Raw genomic sequence first — 18336 nt, 5'->3', positions numbered from 1 at the left:
CCTTTGGCCGCCGGAGGCATCTTCCTGTCTTTCTAGTCTTTACTCCACCCTACCGCGTCAACACCTCACCAAGATCCGCCAAATACGCTTTGAGCATGGCAGGGGTGATGTCGCCCATGTGGCCGATGCGGAAGATGGGTTGTTTGCCGGCGGCTTCCAGGTCTTCGTTGAGTTTGGCGTAGCCGGGATCAAACAGGTAGCCTTTGGCGCGCAGGGTTTCTTTTATGGCGCGCAGGTCGGCGCTGGTCATGCCGGGTTTGGCGGCCACGGCGGTGACGGTGGGCGAGCGGAAGTCGGCGGCGGCGAAGGGGGCGTAGCCGGGCAGTTTGTCCACGAAGGCGATGGTGGTGTCGCGCATGGCGGCGTGGCGGGCGTAGCGGGCGTCGAGGCCTTCTTCTTCGACGATGTAGCGCAGTTGCAGGTACATCTGGTTGCCCAGCGCCCCGTTGGGGGTGGACTGGGTCTGGAATTTTTCGGCCCGGCCGAGGTGGCTTAAGATATCGGTGGCGTGGCCTCGGGCGGTGACGTGGCGGGCTTTTTCGATGGCGGCGGGGCTGACGAAGCCGATGCCGAAGCCGGCGTGGAGCCCGAGCGATTTCTGGGTGGCGGTGGCGTAGAAATCGCAGCCCGAGGCGGCGATGGGGCAGGGCGCGCCGCCGAAGATGCTGACGCCATCGACCAGGGCCAGGGCGTTGTGGGCCTTGATGACGCGGCATAGGGCCGGCACGTCATTGGTTACGCCGGTGGAGGTTTCGTTGTGGGTGATGGCGACCACGGCGGGTTTGTGCTGGGCCAGGGCGGCGTCCAGGGCTTCGGGGGTGACGGGCTGGCCGGGTTCGGCGGCCAGGCGCACGGCGTTTTTGCCGTTGGCCAGGCTCATTTTGTGCCACAGGTCGCCGAACGCGCCGCAGGTGGCGTGGAGGATGGTTTCGCCCTGCGCCACTAGCGAGCGGATGGAGGCTTCCATGGCGGTGGAGCCGGAGCCGAGAAACAGGATGGTGCGGTAGTCGGCCGGCAGTCCGGCGATAATGCCGAGGTTATGGAAGATCGGCTCGAAGCGTTTGGCGTTTTCGGCGTCGCGGTGGCCGTATTCGGGCCAGGAGCCGGCTTCGCGGACTTCGGGGCGGATGTAGGTGGGGCCGGTGATGAAAAGGGTCAGTTCTGGAAACGGCGCTTGGGCCATGGTGGTGCTCCCTGTTGGGGTGAGCGGCGAAATTTACGGAAAAAGGCCCTGGTGGGCAAGGGCGGGCCGGGCATGGATGCTGCAATAGAGAGGCAGGCCGGCAAAAGTGGCCGGGGAGGACGCCTATGCCTTATCGTTTGGTGCTTGTGATCCTGGCGCTTTGCGCCGCTTCCTGCGCGCCCATGGCCAACGGGGAGTTTGCCCGGCTCTATAACCGGGACAACGACGACTGCCTGACCCAGATGCAGGGGCGGCAGGATTTTCGCAGTTTCCGGCAGAAAACGCCGTCGTTCTTGTTGCCGTGACCGGGCAGGAACGCTCCCCGCGTCGGTCGCGGGGGGCGTTTGCCTGGGGCGTGGTGAAGCGGCGCGTGGCCGGGGTGGGCGTTGGGCTGGCCGGGGCCGGCCTCGTGTCGCGTCCTTGAAAATACGGGACTATTTTTTACGCAAGAGCCTGGCGTCTCGTGGGCTGGCCGGGCGACGCCCCAGGCGCATTGCGTGGGCGCGCCATCAGGGATGGTCGGTGGCCGGCTGGTCGGCGGGGGGCGTTTCGGCCTCGCCGTCTTCCGTGGCCGCCTGGGGATAGACGATCTCGCCGGTGGCCTCGTCGAAGTAGGGGCCTTCCTCGACGTCGGGGCGATCCCCTTTGCGCTGCAGTTTTTCTTCTTTTTTCTTCTTCTTGGCCAATTCCTTGGAACGTTTCGCAAAGGTATAGGCGTTTTTGGCCACTGTTCCTCCTGGGGAAGGTTTGTTCTCGGCAGGGGCCGGGGACCGGCCGACAGGGGGCGCGGGGCCCCGGGGACGAAGCGAGACGATGGCGTCTCGGCACCGACTATAACCGAAAGCGGCGGCTTGGGGAAGGAGAAAGGTCAGGGCCGGCCGGCGGCGGCTCGGGGCGCTGGCGGGGCAGGCAGCGGGCCCAGGAGCGTTGCGGCCGGGACCAGCGGCCACAAATGCCCCTGGGCCATGTTCCAATCGGCCCAGAGGACTTCCCAGGCTGCGCCAAAGAGGTAGTGGCCGGCCAAAAATTCGAAGGCCAGGGTGAGGGCGCACCACAGAATGCCCACGCCCAGCCGGGCGGCGGCCGAAGGGCGGTGGCGGCCGACAAAGCGCCGGGCAAGCAGGATGATGGCCAGGCACAGGGTCAGGGTCCCCACGGCCCGGGCGGCCATGTCGCCTATAAGCGGGGCCAGGACGAACTGGCGGCCCGCGCCGAGGGTTACGGCGCAGGCGAGTTGCAGGAGCCAGCAGGCCACGGCCAGGGACAGGAAACGGCGTCGCATGGGGCTATTGTAGCGCCAATCGCGCCTTGGGAAAAGCGTCCGTCTTGCCCCCGGCCGCGCCCGGCGCTATAGCCTTCCCCATGCAGCAGCCCGAAATCATCCTCATTCGCGTGGCCGGCGACGACAAGCCCGGCCTCACCGCCGCCATCACCGCCGAACTGGCCAAATTCGGGGCCGACATCCTCGACATCGGCCAGTCGGTCATCCACGACAGCCTGACGCTCGGCATCCTGGTGCGCGTGCCCACCACGGCCGAGTCCACGCCGTTTCTGAAGGACTTGCTCTTTTGCGCCCACAAGCTCGGCGTGAATCTCAGCTTCACGCCCGTGGACCCGGCCCATTACGAAAGCTGGGTCGAGGCCCAGGGCAAACCCCGGCGCATCGTCACCCTGCTGGCCCGCAGCCTCAATGCCGAGCATATCGCCGCCGTCACCGGCGTTATTGCCCGAAACGGGCTTAATATCGACATCGTCAACCGCCTGTCCGGCCGCACGTCCCTGGACGGTAAAAACGCCCCGCGCATGGCCTGCGTGGAATTTTCCGTGCGCGGCACGCCAACCGATCTGACGGCCATGAAAAGCGAATTTTTGGCCATCTCCGGCGACATGGGCGTGGACATCGCCATCCAGGAGGACAACGCCTTTCGCCGCAACCGGCGGCTGGTGGCCTTTGACATGGACTCGACGCTCATTGCCGCCGAGGTCATCGACGAACTGGCCAAGGCAGCCGGCGTGGGCGAGCAGGTGTCGGCCATCACCGAATCGGCCATGCGCGGCGAGATCGATTTCCAGGAGAGCCTGCGCCGCCGGCTGCGCCAGCTCAAGGGACTGCCCGAGGCCACCCTGGCCGAGGTGGCGGCGCGCATTCCGCTCAACGACGGGGCCGAGCGGCTCATCACCAACCTCAAGCGGTTCGGCTACAAGATCGCCATCATTTCCGGCGGCTTCACCTACTTCGGCAACCGGCTCAAGGAGCGGCTTGGCATCGATTATGTCTTTGCCAACGAGCTGGAAATCGAAAACGGCGCGCTCACCGGCGGGGTGGTGGGCGAGATCGTGGACGCGGCCAAGAAGGCCGAGCTGCTGCGCCTTATCGCCGACAAGGAAGGGTTGTCCCTGGAGCAGGTCATTGCCGTGGGCGACGGGGCCAACGATCTGCCCATGCTCGGCATCGCCGGCCTTGGCATCGCCTACCACGCCAAGCCGGTGGTGAAAAAGGGGGCCGGCCATTCCATTTCCACCCTGGGCCTGGACAGCATCCTCTATCTGGTGGGCGTGCGCGACCGCGACACCCTGTCGTAACCGGCCCGCCACGTCCGGCGGGCGGCCCAGGGCGCATTGACAGGGTTTGTTCAAATTGTCACATATCCGGCATGGCGTCGTAAACGAAAACCGTTCGTGACAAAGGGTAACGCCAACGCCGCCGCCGGGCCGACCCGCCCCGTCGCCAAACCAGGAGCCGCCCCTTGGAAACCCCGCTCGATCAGGCCATCCACAAGCTCAAGGTCGATGTGCTGCACATGATGCATCTGGCCCAGGACGCCGTGCAAAAAGCCGTGGCCAGCCTCCTTGACCACAACGCCGCCCAGGCCCGCGAAGTCATCGACGCCGACCGCGAGATCAACGACTACGAATGCCGGGTGGATTCGGAGAGCCTCAAGATTCTGGCCCTGCACCATCCCGTGGCCAAGGATCTGCGTTTTATCGTGGGGTCCATGCGGATGCTCGTCAATATTGAGCGCCTCGGTGACGAGGCCGTGAACATCGCCGAGCGGGTGCTGGTGCTGACCAGCGAAACGCGGCTGCCCGTCCATGGCAACCTACGACAGCTGGCCGATCTGGCCCGGGAACTCATGGCTGCCTCCATCGCCTGCTACATGGACCTTGACGACGCGGCCGCCCTGCGCATCATCGAACAGAACGCGGCGGCGCTGGAACTCAACGTCCGCATCTTCCGCGACGTGACCACCGAGATGATCAAGGAATCCCGGCCGGTGGAGCGGGCGGTGCAGCAGGCGTTCGTGGCCCACAGCTTAAAGCGCGTGTGCGACCAGTGCGCCAACATCGCCGAATCGACAATTTTCATCCGCCGGGCCGTGGACTACAAGCACAAGTGCACGCCCCTGCCGGGAACCGACAAATAGCCGGCCGTTTTTGCCTCGGCCAATGACAAAACGCCGGCCCGGGACAGCATGTCCCGGGCCGGCGTTTGCTTTTCAGCGAGGTTCGGTCTGGCGTCGTTTCCTCGAAACAGCGTTGGCGCTTTTCGCGCAGCCCTTTGGAAACCAGAGCAGCGGTGCTTTGGGTCAAAGGCGAATCACCCTTTATCCCTTTTCCCATCGAGGGGGTCCGGGGGGGATCATCCCCCCCGGCCGCCGGAGGCATCCCTCTACGGCGGTGCTAGAAAAACATGTCGCGCTTGCCGTGTTCGATGTCCTGCAGGCGCTCGATGGTCAGGTCGCGCACGCCGTCCTTGCTGATGGTGGACAGCGCTTCCTGGATGCGCTGTTCGCCGATGGCCCGGGTCTCGGGGTCGGCGTAGTCGATGAGATATTCCTTGAAGGTGAGCAGGGCGTTGGGCAGGCAGACGTGCTGGATGGTTCCGTCCTTGGCCAGGCTCATGAACCGGTCGCCGGTGCGGCCCTGGCGGTAGCAGGCGGTGCAGTAGCTGGGGATAAATCCGCGCTCGCACAGCATCCGGATGACCTCGGCCGGCGAACGCTGGTCGCTGGGCTCGAACTGCTGGCCGTTGTTGGTGTTGTTGGTGGGTTCGTGGTCCTCGTGGACCTTCTGGTAGCCGCCAACGCCCGTGCAGGAGCCGGCGCTGATCTGGGAGACGCCGTAGTTGATGAGCTCGTCGCGGAAATCCGGGTCCTCGCGGGTGGACAGGATCATGCCGGTGTAGGGCACGGCCAGGCGGATGACGGCGATGATTTTTTTGAAGGCCTCGTCGGGCACGAGGTAGGGGAAGGTGTCGAGGTTGACGGCTCCGGCCGGGCGCATCCGGGGCACGGAGATGGTATGGGGGCCGACGCCGAAGGTTTTTTCCAGATGCTCGGCGTGCAGGAACATGGCCACGGTCTCGTATTTCCAGTCATAGAGGCCGTAGAGCACGCCGATGCCCACGTCGTCGATGCCGCCTTGCATGGCCCGGTCCATGGCCGTGGTGTGCCAGTTGTAGTCGTGCTTGGGGCCGGTGGGGTGCAGGGCCGCGTAGCGCTCGCGGTTATAGGTTTCCTGGAAGAGGATATAGGTGCCGATTTCGGCGTCCTTGAGTTTTTTGTAGTCTTCGATGGTGGTGGCAGCGATGTTGATGTTGACGCGGCGGATGGAGCCGTTGCCGTCCTTGATGCTGTAGATGGCTTGTATCGCGTCGGTGACGTACTCGATGGGACAGTGAAGCGGGTCCTCGCCGGCTTCCACGGCCAGGCGTTTGTGGCCAAGGGATTCGAGAATCTCCACCTCGCGCCGGATTTCGTCCATGGTCAGGCGCTTGCGCAGCTGCTCTTTGTTGCTGCGCTTATAGCCGCAGTAGACGCAGTTGTTGATGCAGTGGCTGGAGATGTAGAGCGGCGCAAACAGCACGATGCGTTTGCCGTAGATGGCTTCCTTGACCTGTTTGGCGGCCCGGAACATCCGGTCGAGCAGGGCCGGGTCGGAGACTTCGAGGAGCACGGCCACTTCCTCGGCGTTAAGCCCCTTGTAGTCCAGGGCCTTGTCGATGATGGCGGCCACGGCGTCGGGGTTGGCGGCCAGGGTCTTGGCGTTGGAAAGGGCTGCGTGGATGCGGTCGTCGTCGATGAAGGCGTCCGAGGAACGCTGGGATTCGTCAATCATTTTGGGCCTCCTTGCCAAGCATTTTGCTCGTCAGGGCGGATTTGACGGTTACGCCGGGAATATTCCCGAGTCTGCCGGTAAGCGAACCGATCTCATCGGTTGTTCCTTCGATGATGAGCGAAACCACGCCGGCCTGATATTCCGGCTTGGGGATGCCCATGCGGCCGAGCACGATGTGGCCGTGGTCGCTGATGACGGCGTTGACCTTGTCCGAGACGTGTTTGGGGTCCTCGATGACGATGCCGATCACGCCGATGCGCCTGTTCATGGGTTCTCCTTTGGGGCAATAAAAAACGCCTTTGTTTCCCATGGGAAAACAAAGGCGTCGGTAAGCGGCTGGTTCATGGCGTCTCCCTTCGGCGCAGGGAGGCGTCCCCTTGCCGTCAGATCGCGGTATGGTGTCGTTGCCTTCGCGCCAGGACCCAGAGGGTACCGGTGCGGCAGCGCCTTGAACATGCCTGAAGTGGTTGCCTGAGGCAAGCATTGTTTGCGAGGTCGTGGCCGGCGTCAGCCATGGAGCGCCCGTTCGCGAGAGCCGGAATCTGGTAAATGGTGTAATCGGAATTGTTTTTGTATGGTATTGCCTTTTTCTTGCGGTATTTTCGGTGTATGCTAGGAATGATGCCGAGCAAGAGATTGCATTGTTTGAGGATGAAACAAAAAATGGTTGACAAGATAACTGATATTTCGAGCGATAGTCGGCGTGACATCTTTGGCAATCATTCTGATGCTGGTGAAAATTTGATAGAACGCTGTCCGGATTTGGATTTAGAAGAAACAGGATTTGTTGTGTCTGATGGTGGAATGCGATTTTTGTTAAAAAATAGCAGTGACATCATCTTTGTCGTTGATCCTGATTTCGAACGTATCGTCCAGGCAAGTCGTGCAGCCTGCGAATTCTTGGGTTTCAGTCACGGACACATCATTGGCAAGACGCTCTCCGTCCTCCACCCTGTAGAGGAGCACGCCGTTTGCCGCGAGGTGTTTCGGGCCTGCGTCACGGCGGCCGAAGCCGGCGCGCCGGGCCATAGCCCGTCCATGACACTTGTCCGCCGGGACGGCCTGCGCGCCTCTTGCCGCATGGCCGTGACCATGCTGGGCTGGGGCGTGCGCCGATTGGCCTGCTGCATCTATTCGAGCCCGGCCCTGCGAGGAATTGTCGGCAGCGGCCTGCAGGAAAGCGAAGCCTACTTCGCCCAGGCGCTGCCACATATCGATGACGGGGCCTGGAGCTGGAATCCGGTCACCGACGAAATTTTTCTGTCCCGGCAATGGTTGCGGCTGCTCGGCTACGAGCCTGGTGACATCCCGACCACCAGCGAGGACTGCAACGCCTTGCTGCATCCCGATGATCGCGACCGGGTACTGGGATTGCTTGCCGCTTGCGTGCGTGGCGAGAGGACCTCGTTTTCCATGGAATACCGGTTGCTGGCCAAGGACGGTTCCTACCGCTGGCTCCACGGCCGGGGCGCGCCGGTGCGCGACACGGCCGGCCGGTTGACCCTGCTTACCGGCGCGACCACGGACATTACCCGGCGCAAGGAAACCGAGCTGGCCCTGGCCCAGGCCCGGGACGCGGCCATGGCTGCCAGTCGGGCCAAGAGCGCCTTTTTGGCCAGCATGAGCCACGAGATCCGCACGCCCATGAACGTGATTCTCGGCATGGCCGAACTGTTGGCCGAGACGTCGATTTCCTCGTCTCAGCGGCGCTATCTGGAGGGCATTGCCGGCTCCGGCCGGATGCTGTCGCAGCTTTTAAGCGACATTCTCGATTTTTCCCAGATCGAGGCCGACCGGGTGGCGCTTTTCCCCGAGGTCTTCGATCCGGCGGCCCTGGCCCGGGAGGTGTGCGGTCTGGCCGGCGAGGCCGCCGCTGGCAAGGGGTTGGACTTGCAGGTGCATACGGACCCGTCCCTGCCCGACCGGCTGGTGGCCGATCCGTTGCGGGTGCGCCAGGTGCTGCTCAACCTCGTCTGGAACGCCGTCAAATACACCCAATCCGGCCGTATCACGGTTTCGGCCACGCCTTTGTCCGACCCTGCCGGCCAGGGCTTTGTCCTTTTTTCGGTGCGCGACAGCGGCCCGGGCATCGCGCCTGAGGCCATGGCCCGCATTTTTGATCCCTTCTCCCAGGCCGACGCCGCGGCCCATCGCCGCCAGGGCGGGGCCGGGCTTGGCCTTTCCATAAGCCGGGCGCTGGCCCGGCTCATGGGCGGCGATGTCGTGGCGGAAAGCGCCCCCGGCGCAGGGTCGTGCTTTTCCTTCACCCTGCCGGCGTTGCGAGCCGGCAGGCAGTGCGTGCCGGAACGACCGGTCGCTTTAGGTCTGTCCAACCCGGCGCGTCGGGAGACGACAATGGGGCATGGTGCAACAATAACAAAGCGGAGAGTGTTGTTGGCCGAGGATTCCGAATCCAACCGGGAACTCATTGCACTGTTTTTGGAGAACGAGCCGGTGGAACTCGTGTGGGCGCGAAACGGCTATGAGGCCGTGGCCGCCGTCACCGAGGCGCGGGAACCCTTTGACGCGGTGCTCATGGATGTGGAGATGCCGGTCATGGACGGGCTGGAGGCCACACGGCACATCCGCCGGCTGGAAGCCGACCGGGGCAGCTGTCGCACGCCGGTGGCGCTTTTGACCGCCCATGCCCTGTACGAGTTCGAGAGCAGGGGCCGCGAGGCCGGCTGTGACGCGTTTTTGACCAAGCCCATCCGCAAGGCCCGGCTGCTGGAGTATCTGGGCGGACTGTTCGGCTGGCGTCTGGCGGAGTAAGACCTGAGTGCAAGTAGGGCGTCTGTCCTGTTTGACCGCCTGTCCATAACGCGCGGCACGACGTTTTTCCTGGATTCCACGTGAGCAGTGGAATCGACGTCAGCCAGGTTTTTGGGCCAAACAAAACGGCCGGGGCACTGCCATGCCCCGGCCGTTTCGTTTGCGGATGTCCCGAAGTTATTCGGGTACGACTTCGAGGACCGGATCGCCGTAGGGATCGACCACGGTCTTCTTGATATTCAAGAGTTCTATCCAGCGCCGCACCGTGCCGACGATGACAACGGCCATGAGGGCGACCACGATGATGGCCAGGGTGGCCAGCAGGTAGAGGCCCTTGGGAATGTAGTTGTTAAACACCTGCAGATAGCCGGCCCACATGGTGATGACCACCATGGACAGGCCCGGCACGGCCGTCATCCAGGCATAGCGCGCCTTGCCCATGCGGATGATCATGGTGGTGCCGATTAAAAGTCCCACGGCGGCCAAGAGCTGGTTGGACATGCCAAAAAGCGGCCAGATGGTGGAGATGTCGCCGGTGTAGACGAGGTAGCCCCACATGAAGGTGAAGATGGCCGAGGTGGACAGGATGCCCGGCATCCAGTGCTTTTCCTGAAACTTGGGGATCACCTGGCCGATCATTTCCTGGAGGAAGAACCGGCCCACCCGGGTGCCCGTGTCCACGGCCGTGAGGATGAACACGGCCTCGAACATGATGGCGAAGTGGTACCAGTAGTCCATGAGGTGGTTCATGATGGGAATCGACGAGAAGATGTGGGCCATGCCCACGGCCAGGGACACCGCGCCGCCGGGGCGGCCGGTGATGTTCTCGCCGACGGCGGCGGAGAGTTGGGCCAGATCGACGGTGGCCATGCCCAGTGTGGCGAACACTTCGGGCTTGGTGTTTATCGCGAAATAGTCGGCCGGCACCAGCACGCAGGCGGCGATAAGGGCCATGATGGCCACGAAGCCTTCCATGAGCATGGCCCCGAAGCCGACGAAGAGCAGGTTGTTTTCGTTGTCGAGCATCTTGGGCGTGGTGCCGGTGCCGATGATGGCGTGGAAACCCGACAGCGCGCCGCAGGCGATGGTGATGAACAGGAACGGGAAGACCGCGCCCGGGATGATGGGGCCGCCGCCGCTGACAAACTTGGTGAGCGCCGGCATCTGCAGGTCGGGCCGGACGTAGAAGATGCCGATGGCCAGCATGGCGATGGTGCCGATCTTCAAATAGGTCGAAAGATAGTCGCGCGGGCATAGCAGCAGCCAGACCGGCAGCACCGAGGCCACGAAGCCGTAAATGGGGATGGTCAGCGCGATGGCCGGCCGGGGCATGTTGAACAGCGGTCCCCAGGTGGGGCTGGCGGCCACGTAGGGGCCGATGAGGATGGCGACAAAGAGCAGGCCCACGCCGATGATGGAGGCGCCAAGCACGTCGCCGTCGCGCCACTTGTGGAGATAGACGCCCATGATAAGCGCAATGGGGATGGTGGCGAAAACGGTGAACGTGCCCCAGGCGCTGTCGTGCATGGCGTTGACCACGGCAATGGACAGGCCGGCCAGGGTCAAAACGAGGATGAACAGCACGGCGAAGCCGGCCACCGAGCCGGTGCTCTTGCCGATTTCCTGGGTGGCAATGTAGGCCAGGGACCGGCCCTTGTGACGCACCGAGGCGAAAAGCACCACGGTGTCGTGGACGCAGCCGGCCATGACGCAGCCGACGAGGATCCACAGCGCGCCCGGCAGGTAGCCGAACTGGGCCGCGAGCACCGGCCCGAGCAGGGGGCCGGCCGCGGCGATGGCCGCGAAGTGGTGGCCGAAAAGGACGTACTTGTTGGTCTTTACGTAGTCATGTCCGTCCGCCATTTTGACCGCCGGGGTGAGCCGGTCGATCTTGGCTCCCAGCACCTTGCGGGTGAAAAACAACCCGTAGAAGCGGTAGCCGATGGCGAAGACGCACAGGGCGGCGAAGACCAGGGTCATGGCGTTCATGCCAGCCTCCCGTGTTTGGGCCTCCCGGGGATCGGGCGGGCCGTTGCCGATGTTCGGCCCCGAAATGACATCCCGGGTCGGCGACAACAAGACGCCGCGCGCCAAAAGGCGATTGTCGGGGGCGAAAGGGCGGTTTTACGGGGCGGCTGACAGGTCGGCCGGGTTTATGGGCCGGGGCGGGGTCGGCCCGGGGGGCACCGCGGCATCCCGGGTGTCCTGGGAGGGCCTGGGCGGCGCGGCCGGTGGGGTCCGAAAGACGATGCGCGCGCCCTCACCCGGAGCGCTTTCGATGCACAGGGCGTAATCGTGGCCGAAAAGCTGCACCAGCCGTTGGTTGGTGTTGCGCGCGCCAACGCCTTCGGTGAGCGACCCGGCGGCGTCGGGCGAGAGGATGCGCGCGCGGGTCTCGGGCGACATGCCAAGGCCCTCGTCGGCCACTTCCACCCACAGATGGCCGTCCCGGCGACGGACCGTCACCGTCACCCGGCCGCCTTCGGGGCGGCCTTGCAGGCCGTGGCGCACGCTGTTTTCCACCAGGGGCTGGATGAGCAGCGGCGGCAGCAGCCAATCCTCGCAACCGGGTTCGAGGTCGATTTCCGAGACAATGCGGTCGCCAAAGCGGGCCTGCTCAATGGCGAGATAGGAGCGCACCTGCTCCATCTCCTCGGACAGGCGGATGAGCCCCCGGGAGCTGTCGAGGTTGCGGCGCATGTAGCGGGCGAGGTCAAGCAGCAGTTCCCGGGCCTGACCCGGGGCGGTTCGGCAAAACGAGGCAATGGTGTTGAGGGAGTTGAACAGGAAATGCGGGTTGATCTGGGCCTGGAGGCGGCTTATTTCGGCATGGGCCAGGAGCTGGTTTTTGATGCCGATGTCTTCCAGTTCGAGCTGGGTGGAAAACAGATCGGCCAGACCCTTGGCCAACTCGAACAGGGGCTGGTCCAGGGGGCGCGCTTTGGTGCCGTAGATTTTCAGGCAACCGCGTATGGCCGCGCCCTTGCGCAAGGGCACGATGATGGCCTCGCGCAGGGGGCAGTCGGGCAGGGCGCAGCCGATGCTTTCCTGGTCGCGCAAGAAAAGGGCCGCGCCGGATTCGTAGGAGAGCCGCGTGGCCCGGGTGCGCCAGGGTTCGCCGGCCAGATGGTGGTCCTGGCCGGCCCCGACATGGGCCAGGATGGTGCTGTCGCCGGTGATGGCCACGGCGGCCACGCCGGTTTCCTTGCGGATGATGGCGGCCGTGGCCTGGGCCGATTCCGGGGTCAGGCCGCCGCGCAGGTGGGGCACAGTCTGGCTGGCGATGGACAGGATGCGCCGGGCCTCGGTGGAGTCCTGGCGTTCGCGCAGGCTGCGTTGGAGCTTGAGCGCTCTCGTGAAGATGGCCGCTCCCATGGCGTTTATGACGATCATGGGCGCGCCGATGACCTTGACCAGTTCCAGGGCCTCGCCAAAGGGCCGCGACAGGGCCAGCACCAGCCCCATGTGGACGGTCTCGCCCACCAGCCCCAGGGCCATGGCCCAGCCCCAGTCCAGGGACTGGCCAGGAAAGCGCCGGGCGATGAGCCCGGCCGCAGCACCCTCCAGGAATGTCGCCAGGGCGCAGGGCAGGGCGCTGAATCCCCCTACATCGATGAGATAGCGGTGGCCGCCGGCGATGAGCCCGGCTCCGATGCCGACCACCGGGCCGCCGAAAAGCCCGGCGGTAATCACGCCCATGGCCCGCAGGTTGGCGTAGGAATGGAACACGGCGTTGCCGGTGTAGGTGCCCAGTATCCCGAAAACGCCAAACAGCACGGTGACGGCGGCCGTGGCCCAGGCCGGGCGCTTTTGCCCCAGGCCCATGCGCTCGAAGGGGGCCAGGGTCATGATGGCGAAGCCGCCGGCCAACAGCAGGCCGAAGCGCTGGGAGAGATGGACAAAAAGCCCCGGGACTTCGGGGGTGAGGATGTCGAGGTTCATGGGGCCTCCGTCAGAGTCCCAGGCGTTCCTTGAAGTCGCGCACCCGGTTCCGGCTGACCGTCACTTCGGTGCGGGCCGGGTCGTTCATGACCAGCAGGTATTTGCCGCCGACCCAGGGCGAGAGTTCGGCGATGCGTTCCAGATTGACCAGCACGGCCCGGTTGGCCCGGAAAAAGGGCTGGCCGGTCAGACGTTCCTCGGCCCGGGTCAGGGTGGGGAAGCCGTGGCAGGGAAAGCGGCCCTGGTCGGTGAGCGCGCCCACGTCGCGGTCGTCGGCCTCGATGAGCACCACCTCGGCGGCGGGCAAGAGCGCAATGCGGCCGTGGCGCAGCACGGCCACCCGGGCCAGGCCGCCGCCGGCCCGGCCCAGGCCGGCCAGCAGCGACCCCAGGGCGTCGGTGAGGCCGACCCGGCCCTGGGCCAGCCGGCGACGCACCCGGTCGAGGCTCACGGCCAAGCGTTCGGCGGCCACGGGCTTTAAAAGATAGTCCACGGCGTTTTGCTCGAAGGCGGCCACGGCGTACTGGTCAAAGGCGGTGACAAAGACGAACAGCGGCACATCGGGCAGGCTGGCGGCCTCGGCCAGGACGTCGAAGCCGTCGCGGCCGGGCATGCGGATGTCGAGGAAGACGAGGTCCGGGCGGGAAACGGCCATGGCGGCCAGGGCAGCCTCGGCCCCGTCGGCCTGGCTGGCCTCGACGTCGGGGTGTTCGCCGAGCAGGTAGGCCAGCTCGTCGCGAGCCGGTTTTTCATCGTCAACGATAAGCGCGCGGATGCCCATGCCCGTATTTAGCCCCGCCGCCATCCCCTGTCCAGCCAGCGCCGCGTCAGCCTCTGACTCCCCAGCCGACAGCGCCGAACCCCCTTTTCCCCGTTGGGGGGTCCGGGGGCCTCAGGCCCCCGGCCGCCGGAGGCCTCTTTCTCTTCACATAACTAATCCCCCCGTACGGGGTCGCCGGTGTTGTCGGGCGACCATAGGGGTGTTTCGGTGCAGGCGCTTTGGCGCAGTTCGCAGGGGTTGGCGTCGCAGACCGGGCAGCAGGGCGGGTCGCAGGGGTCGGCGTGGATCATGACGTCGGCGTCGGGGCCGAGGTGCGCCAAGAGGAGCTTTTCCATGGCGTCCACCTGTTCGTGGGCTTCGGCCAGGGTCATGTCGCGGGGCAGGATCAGGTGCAGGTCCACGTGGACGGCACGGCCGGACTTGATGGCCCGCAGCCGGTGGATGTCGATCCAGGACGGGTGGCGGCGCTCCCGCAGCAGGTCGCAGATGCCGGCGAGCAGGGCCGGATCGGATTCGTTCATGAAGCCGGACACGGACTGGCGCACCAGCGCGATGCCGGTCCAGGCGATGTTGGCCCCGACCAGGCAGGCGACCAGCCCGTCGAGCCACAGCCAGCCGGTGGCCCAGACAAGCCCCAGGCCCAGAAGCACGCCGACGGAGGTGTAGACGTCGGTGAGCACATGGCGGCCGTCGGCTTCCAGGGTCAGCGACCCCGAGCGTTTGCCCTGGCGCAGGAGTTTGAGCCCCAGCCACAGGTTGACGCCGCTTGCCGCCGTCAAAAGCCCGATGCCCGCGCCCAGGCGCGGCAGGGGCTGGGGATTGGCGATCTTGTCGAAACATTCCCAAAAGATAGCCGCAGCAGCGAAGAGAATGAGCATCCCTTCGAACCAGGCGGCGTAGTATTCGATGTTGCCGTGGCCGTAGGGATGGCGCGCGTCGGCCGGCTTGGCGGCCACGGAGACGCTTAAGACCGCAAACGCGGCGGCCACCACGTTGATGATGGACTCCAGGGCGTCGGACAGGATGGCGGCGGAGTCGGTCAGCACGTAGGCCCACATCTTGACGGCCAGCAGGACCACGGCCACGGCCAGGGACAGCCGGGCCGCCCGCACCTCGGGCACGGCGGTTTTGGCGAAGAGTTGCATGGCGGCTTTGTACGTCGGGGGCGGCGTCCTGTCCATGGCCGAGGGCTTTTCCTTGACGCGGGGCGGCCGGACGGACACAAGAAGCCGATGACCGCCGCCATCGACATTACCCTCTTCCCGTATGCGTTTCCGGTTGCTGCAGCCATTTTGGGGCTGGTGCTGGGGAGCTTTTATTCGGTGTGCGTCTCCCGGGGCATCCGCGAGACCTCCATCGTGTCGCCGCCGTCCCACTGCCCGGAGTGCGGGCATCGGCTGCGGCCCTGGGAGCTTGTGCCGGTGGTGAGCTATCTGCTGCTGCGGGGGCGCTGCGCGGCCTGCCGCAAGCCCATTTCGCCGCTGTATCCGCTCATTGAACTGGCCTCGGCGGCCTGGGCGACGCTTTGCGCCCTGCATTTCGGGCCGAGCTGGTTTTTTCTGGGCTACCTCGCCCTGGGCGGGCTTTTCATCATCGCCTCGGGCATCGATTTCGCGGTCTATCTGCTGCCCAATTACCTCACCTATCCGGCGGCCGTGCTTGGCCTGGCCCTGGGCGCCTTGGACCCGGCCATCGGGCCGGTGCTGGCCGGCGTCGGCGCGGCCCTGGGCTTTGGCGTCTTTTGGCTGCTGGCCGCCGCCTACCGCACGGCCAAGGGCGTGGACGGGCTGGGCGGGGGCGACGTCAAGCTCATGCTCTCCATCGGTGGGGCCGTAGGGGGCTTGGGGCTGCCCTATGCCGTGCTCATGGGCAGTCTGGCCGCCCTGGTCGCCAGCCCCTACTATGTCCTGGGCCGGGGCAAGGACCGGCAGATGCCCATTCCCTTCGGCCCGTTTTTGTGTCTGGGCGGCATGATCCAGATGCTCTACGGCCAGCGGATTTTCGCCCTTTTGGCCGGCCGCTGACCGCCGGACCCGGGCTTGGGCTGGCCTGGGGCCGATGCTTCGTGTTAGAGAACCGACAGGCCCACGGGCCGTACCGCCATCCCGACGGAGGACGCCATGACGCGCCGTTTCGCCTGCCTTGCCACCGCTGCGGTTTTGGGCCTGATGACGGCCTGTACCCCCGTGCAGGTCAAACCCTATTCCGATTCCATGTTCTACGGCAATTGCATCATGCCCTTTGGGCCGGACCCCTGCGATTCGGACATGGAAATCTGCCAGACCTTCCAGGACGTGTTCAAGACGGACTATCCCAACGTCGAGGCCTGCCGGGCGGCCTGCAACAAGATTTTCATCGACCAGAACAACAAATACCTGGGCCGCAACTGCTTCTACATGCTCGACCACGGCGGCTCCCTGTGCGAGCAGCAGTGCAACCGGTTGTACCCGAAGCAAAAATGACGCTTGGCATTCGGGCCGGCCAGGGGCATGGTGTGCCCCGTCCGGCCCATGGCCGGGATAAACCCGTCACTTTCGGACCGCCCATGCGCCATACTCTTTTCCCGTCATGACACGTCCGGCCGCTCCGCCCCGGGCTGACGCCCCGCACCGCGACATCGTTGCCTCCGGCGGCGTCGTGACCCTGACCTTTTCCGGTTCCTGGCGCATGGACCAGACCCTGCCCGACATCGAGGCGGTGCGTCAGGCCCTGGCCGCTTCTCCCGCGCCCCAAAAGCTCGTGCTGGCCGGGGAGGGCGTGACCGGCTGGGACAGCCTGTTTCTCACCCAGTGCCGGGCCATCATCGCCCTGGCCCGGGAACGCGGCGTGGCCGTGGACGCCGGCGCCCTGCCCCCGGGCGTGGAGAGCCTGCTGGCCCTGGCCGCCAAGGTGCCCGAACGCCAGGGCGCGGCCCGCGCGGCCAAGCGCACGCCCTTTCTGGAGCGCATGGCCGACATGGGCTACGGCGCGGCCCAGGGCGTGCGAAACCTGCTCGATTTCACCGGCGACGTGACCCTGGCCGCCTGGGCCCTGGTGACGGGACGGGCGGTGTTCCAGCGTTCCCAGCTGACGACGCTTATTTACCAGGCCAGCATCGACGCCCTGGGCATCGTGTCGCTCATAAGCTTCCTGGTCGGCCTCATCCTGGCCTTTGTCGGGGCTATCCAGCTGTCGCAGTTCGGGGCGCAGATCTACGTTTCCACCATCGTCGGCATCGCCATGGTGCGGGTCATGGGCGCGATCATGACCGGCATCATCATGGCCGGCCGCACCGGCGCGGCCTACGCCGCCGAACTGGGCACCATGCAGGTCAACGAGGAAATCGACGCCCTGCGCACCTTCGGCTTTTCGCCGACCCAGTTTCTCGTGTTGCCGCGTATGATCGCCCTGGTCCTCATGATGCCGCTTTTGTGCATCTACGCCGACCTCATGGGCATCATGGGCGGTTTCGTGGTGGGCGTGTTCATGCTTAAGATCAACCCCATCCAGTACCTGACCCATACCTGGCAGTCGGTGCCCCTGGCCAACTTCTGGATTGGGCTGGTCCACAGCACGGTGTTCGGGGTGCTGGTGGCCATGGCCGGCTGCTACCGGGGGATGCGCTGCGGCCGCAGCGCCCTGGGCGTCGGGCAGGCCACCACGGCCGCCGTGGTCACGAGCATTTTGGCCATCGTCATCGCCACGGCCATCCTGACCGTGTGCTGCAACATCATCGGCGTGTGAGGCCCGCGTGAAGCCCGTTTACGACACCGCCGCCCAGGTGAGCGCCGCCGCAACGGACGATCCGGCCATCCGGGTCGAGGGCCTGACCATGGCCTACGGCGACTTCGTCATCATGCGCGAGCTGAATTTCGTGGTCCAAAAGGGCGACATCTTCATCATCATGGGCGGCAGCGGCTGCGGCAAATCGACCCTGCTGCGGGTGCTGGTGGGCCTTAAGGAACCGGCCGCCGGCAAGGTGTACTACCGCGAGGGAAGCCTGTGGGACGCCGAACCGGCCACCCGGGCGGCCATTTCCCGGCGCACCGGCATCCTTTACCAGTCCGGGGCGCTTTTCAGCTCCATGACCCTGGCCGAGAACATCGCCTTGCCGCTTTCGCAGTACACGGCGCTTACCCGCAAGCAGATCCGCGAGGTCTGCTCGCTCAAGCTCGCCCTGGTGGGTCTGGCCGGGTTCGAGGACTTCTATCCCTCGGAAATCAGCGGAGGCATGTGCAAGCGGGCCGGGCTGGCCCGGGCCATGGCCCTGGACCCGGACATTCTGTTTTTCGACGAGCCTTCGGCCGGGCTGGACCCGGTCAGCGCCCATCTCTTGGACGAACTTATCTTGGAGCTGCGCGAGAGTCTCAAGGCCACGTTTGTGGTGGTCACCCATGAACTGGCCAGCATTTTCGCCATCGGCAACAACTCCGTCTATCTCGACGTGGAAACCCGGACCATGACCGCCAGCGGCGACCCCAAGGAACTGCTGGCCCACAGCCAAGACCCCCAGCTCCGCCGGTTCCTCACCCGGGGCCAGGAACAGCAAAAGGACGACTGA

General features: G+C 65.3%; 17 protein-coding genes. 8 read left to right on the top strand and 9 right to left on the bottom strand.

Annotation, left to right across the window (positions count from 1 at the left end):
- Positions 1-49: 49 nt before the first annotated feature.
- On the bottom strand, positions 50-1183 hold the full coding sequence (locus DMR_RS15570) for a pyridoxal-phosphate-dependent aminotransferase family protein (RefSeq protein WP_015861950.1): 1134 nt from the start codon (positions 1181-1183) through the stop codon (positions 50-52).
- Between the two features lie 125 nt (positions 1184-1308).
- Between DMR_RS15570 and DMR_RS15565 the strand changes: the two genes are divergently transcribed.
- Positions 1309-1488, top strand: a complete 180-nt coding sequence (locus DMR_RS15565; protein ID WP_015861949.1) for a hypothetical protein — start codon at positions 1309-1311, stop codon at positions 1486-1488.
- Between the two features lie 204 nt (positions 1489-1692).
- On the opposite strand, the gene DMR_RS15560 is transcribed toward DMR_RS15565, so the two are convergent.
- Positions 1693-1911 carry a hypothetical protein gene (locus DMR_RS15560; RefSeq protein ID WP_043600865.1) on the bottom strand — a complete coding sequence of 73 codons (219 nt, stop codon included), beginning with the start codon at positions 1909-1911 and terminating at the stop codon, positions 1693-1695.
- A 140-nt stretch (positions 1912-2051) separates the two neighbouring features.
- Entirely contained in the window at positions 2052-2465 is a 414-nt protein-coding gene (locus tag DMR_RS15555; RefSeq protein ID WP_015861948.1) for a hypothetical protein, read from the bottom strand.
- A gap of 80 nt (positions 2466-2545) precedes the next feature.
- Here DMR_RS15555 and serB point away from each other — a divergent pair, with 80 nt between their 5' ends.
- The gene (serB, locus tag DMR_RS15550; protein ID WP_015861947.1) at positions 2546-3766 is read left to right on the top strand and encodes a phosphoserine phosphatase SerB; all 1221 of its coding nucleotides are present in this window, start codon (positions 2546-2548) and stop codon (positions 3764-3766) included.
- A 164-nt stretch (positions 3767-3930) separates the two neighbouring features.
- On the top strand, positions 3931-4608 hold the full coding sequence (phoU, locus tag DMR_RS15545; RefSeq protein ID WP_015861946.1) for a phosphate signaling complex protein PhoU: 678 nt from the start codon (positions 3931-3933) through the stop codon (positions 4606-4608).
- Between the two features lie 256 nt (positions 4609-4864).
- Here phoU and hydG read toward each other — a convergent pair whose 3' ends face one another.
- Both hydG and DMR_RS15535 read right to left on the bottom strand, forming a co-directional pair.
- Entirely contained in the window at positions 4865-6301 is a 1437-nt protein-coding gene (gene hydG / locus DMR_RS15540; RefSeq protein ID WP_015861945.1) for a [FeFe] hydrogenase H-cluster radical SAM maturase HydG, read from the bottom strand.
- Positions 6294-6569: a TM1266 family iron-only hydrogenase system putative regulator gene (locus DMR_RS15535; RefSeq protein ID WP_043600863.1), complete on the bottom strand. Its 276-nt coding sequence runs from the start codon at positions 6567-6569 to the stop codon at positions 6294-6296. Before DMR_RS15535 ends, hydG begins: the two co-directional genes overlap by 8 nt.
- A gap of 341 nt (positions 6570-6910) precedes the next feature.
- Here DMR_RS15535 and DMR_RS15525 point away from each other — a divergent pair, with 341 nt between their 5' ends.
- Entirely contained in the window at positions 6911-9073 is a 2163-nt protein-coding gene (locus DMR_RS15525; RefSeq protein WP_148208457.1) for an ATP-binding protein, read from the top strand.
- 177 nt (positions 9074-9250) lie between these two features.
- On the opposite strand, the gene DMR_RS15520 is transcribed toward DMR_RS15525, so the two are convergent.
- The 4 genes from DMR_RS15520 to DMR_RS15505 form a co-directional block, all read right to left on the bottom strand.
- Positions 9251-11062 (bottom strand): carbon starvation CstA family protein, encoded by a 1812-nt coding sequence (locus tag DMR_RS15520; protein WP_015861942.1) that lies wholly within the window; start codon positions 11060-11062, stop codon positions 9251-9253.
- Between the two features lie 135 nt (positions 11063-11197).
- Positions 11198-13015: a LytS/YhcK type 5TM receptor domain-containing protein gene (locus DMR_RS15515; protein WP_015861941.1), complete on the bottom strand. Its 1818-nt coding sequence runs from the start codon at positions 13013-13015 to the stop codon at positions 11198-11200.
- 10 nt (positions 13016-13025) lie between these two features.
- Positions 13026-13796 (bottom strand): LytR/AlgR family response regulator transcription factor, encoded by a 771-nt coding sequence (locus DMR_RS15510; RefSeq protein WP_043600859.1) that lies wholly within the window; start codon positions 13794-13796, stop codon positions 13026-13028.
- A gap of 152 nt (positions 13797-13948) precedes the next feature.
- Positions 13949-14977, bottom strand: coding sequence for a cation diffusion facilitator family transporter (locus tag DMR_RS15505; RefSeq protein ID WP_015861939.1), 1029 nt, complete (start codon positions 14975-14977; stop codon positions 13949-13951).
- Positions 14978-15028: 51 nt separating this feature from the next.
- On the opposite strand from DMR_RS15505, the gene DMR_RS15500 reads away from it, so the two are divergent.
- The 4 genes from DMR_RS15500 to DMR_RS15485 all read left to right on the top strand — a co-directional run bounded on the left by DMR_RS15500 (position 15029) and on the right by DMR_RS15485 (position 18336).
- Positions 15029-15820: a prepilin peptidase gene (locus tag DMR_RS15500; protein WP_015861938.1), complete on the top strand. Its 792-nt coding sequence runs from the start codon at positions 15029-15031 to the stop codon at positions 15818-15820.
- 96 nt (positions 15821-15916) lie between these two features.
- Positions 15917-16258, top strand: a complete 342-nt coding sequence (locus DMR_RS15495) for a hypothetical protein (RefSeq protein WP_015861937.1) — start codon at positions 15917-15919, stop codon at positions 16256-16258.
- Positions 16259-16364: 106 nt separating this feature from the next.
- Complete coding sequence (locus tag DMR_RS15490) at positions 16365-17519, top strand: MlaE family ABC transporter permease (RefSeq protein WP_015861936.1); 1155 nt, start codon at positions 16365-16367, stop codon at positions 17517-17519.
- Between the two features lie 7 nt (positions 17520-17526).
- Positions 17527-18336, top strand: coding sequence for an ABC transporter ATP-binding protein (locus DMR_RS15485; RefSeq protein WP_015861935.1), 810 nt, complete (start codon positions 17527-17529; stop codon positions 18334-18336).

Origin of the sequence: Solidesulfovibrio magneticus RS-1 (assembly GCF_000010665.1) — a bacterium.
Taxonomy (GTDB): domain Bacteria; phylum Desulfobacterota; class Desulfovibrionia; order Desulfovibrionales; family Desulfovibrionaceae; genus Solidesulfovibrio; species Solidesulfovibrio magneticus.
Note: the sequence above shows the minus strand (reverse complement) of the source record. Positions and strands in the feature narration are given on the sequence as shown.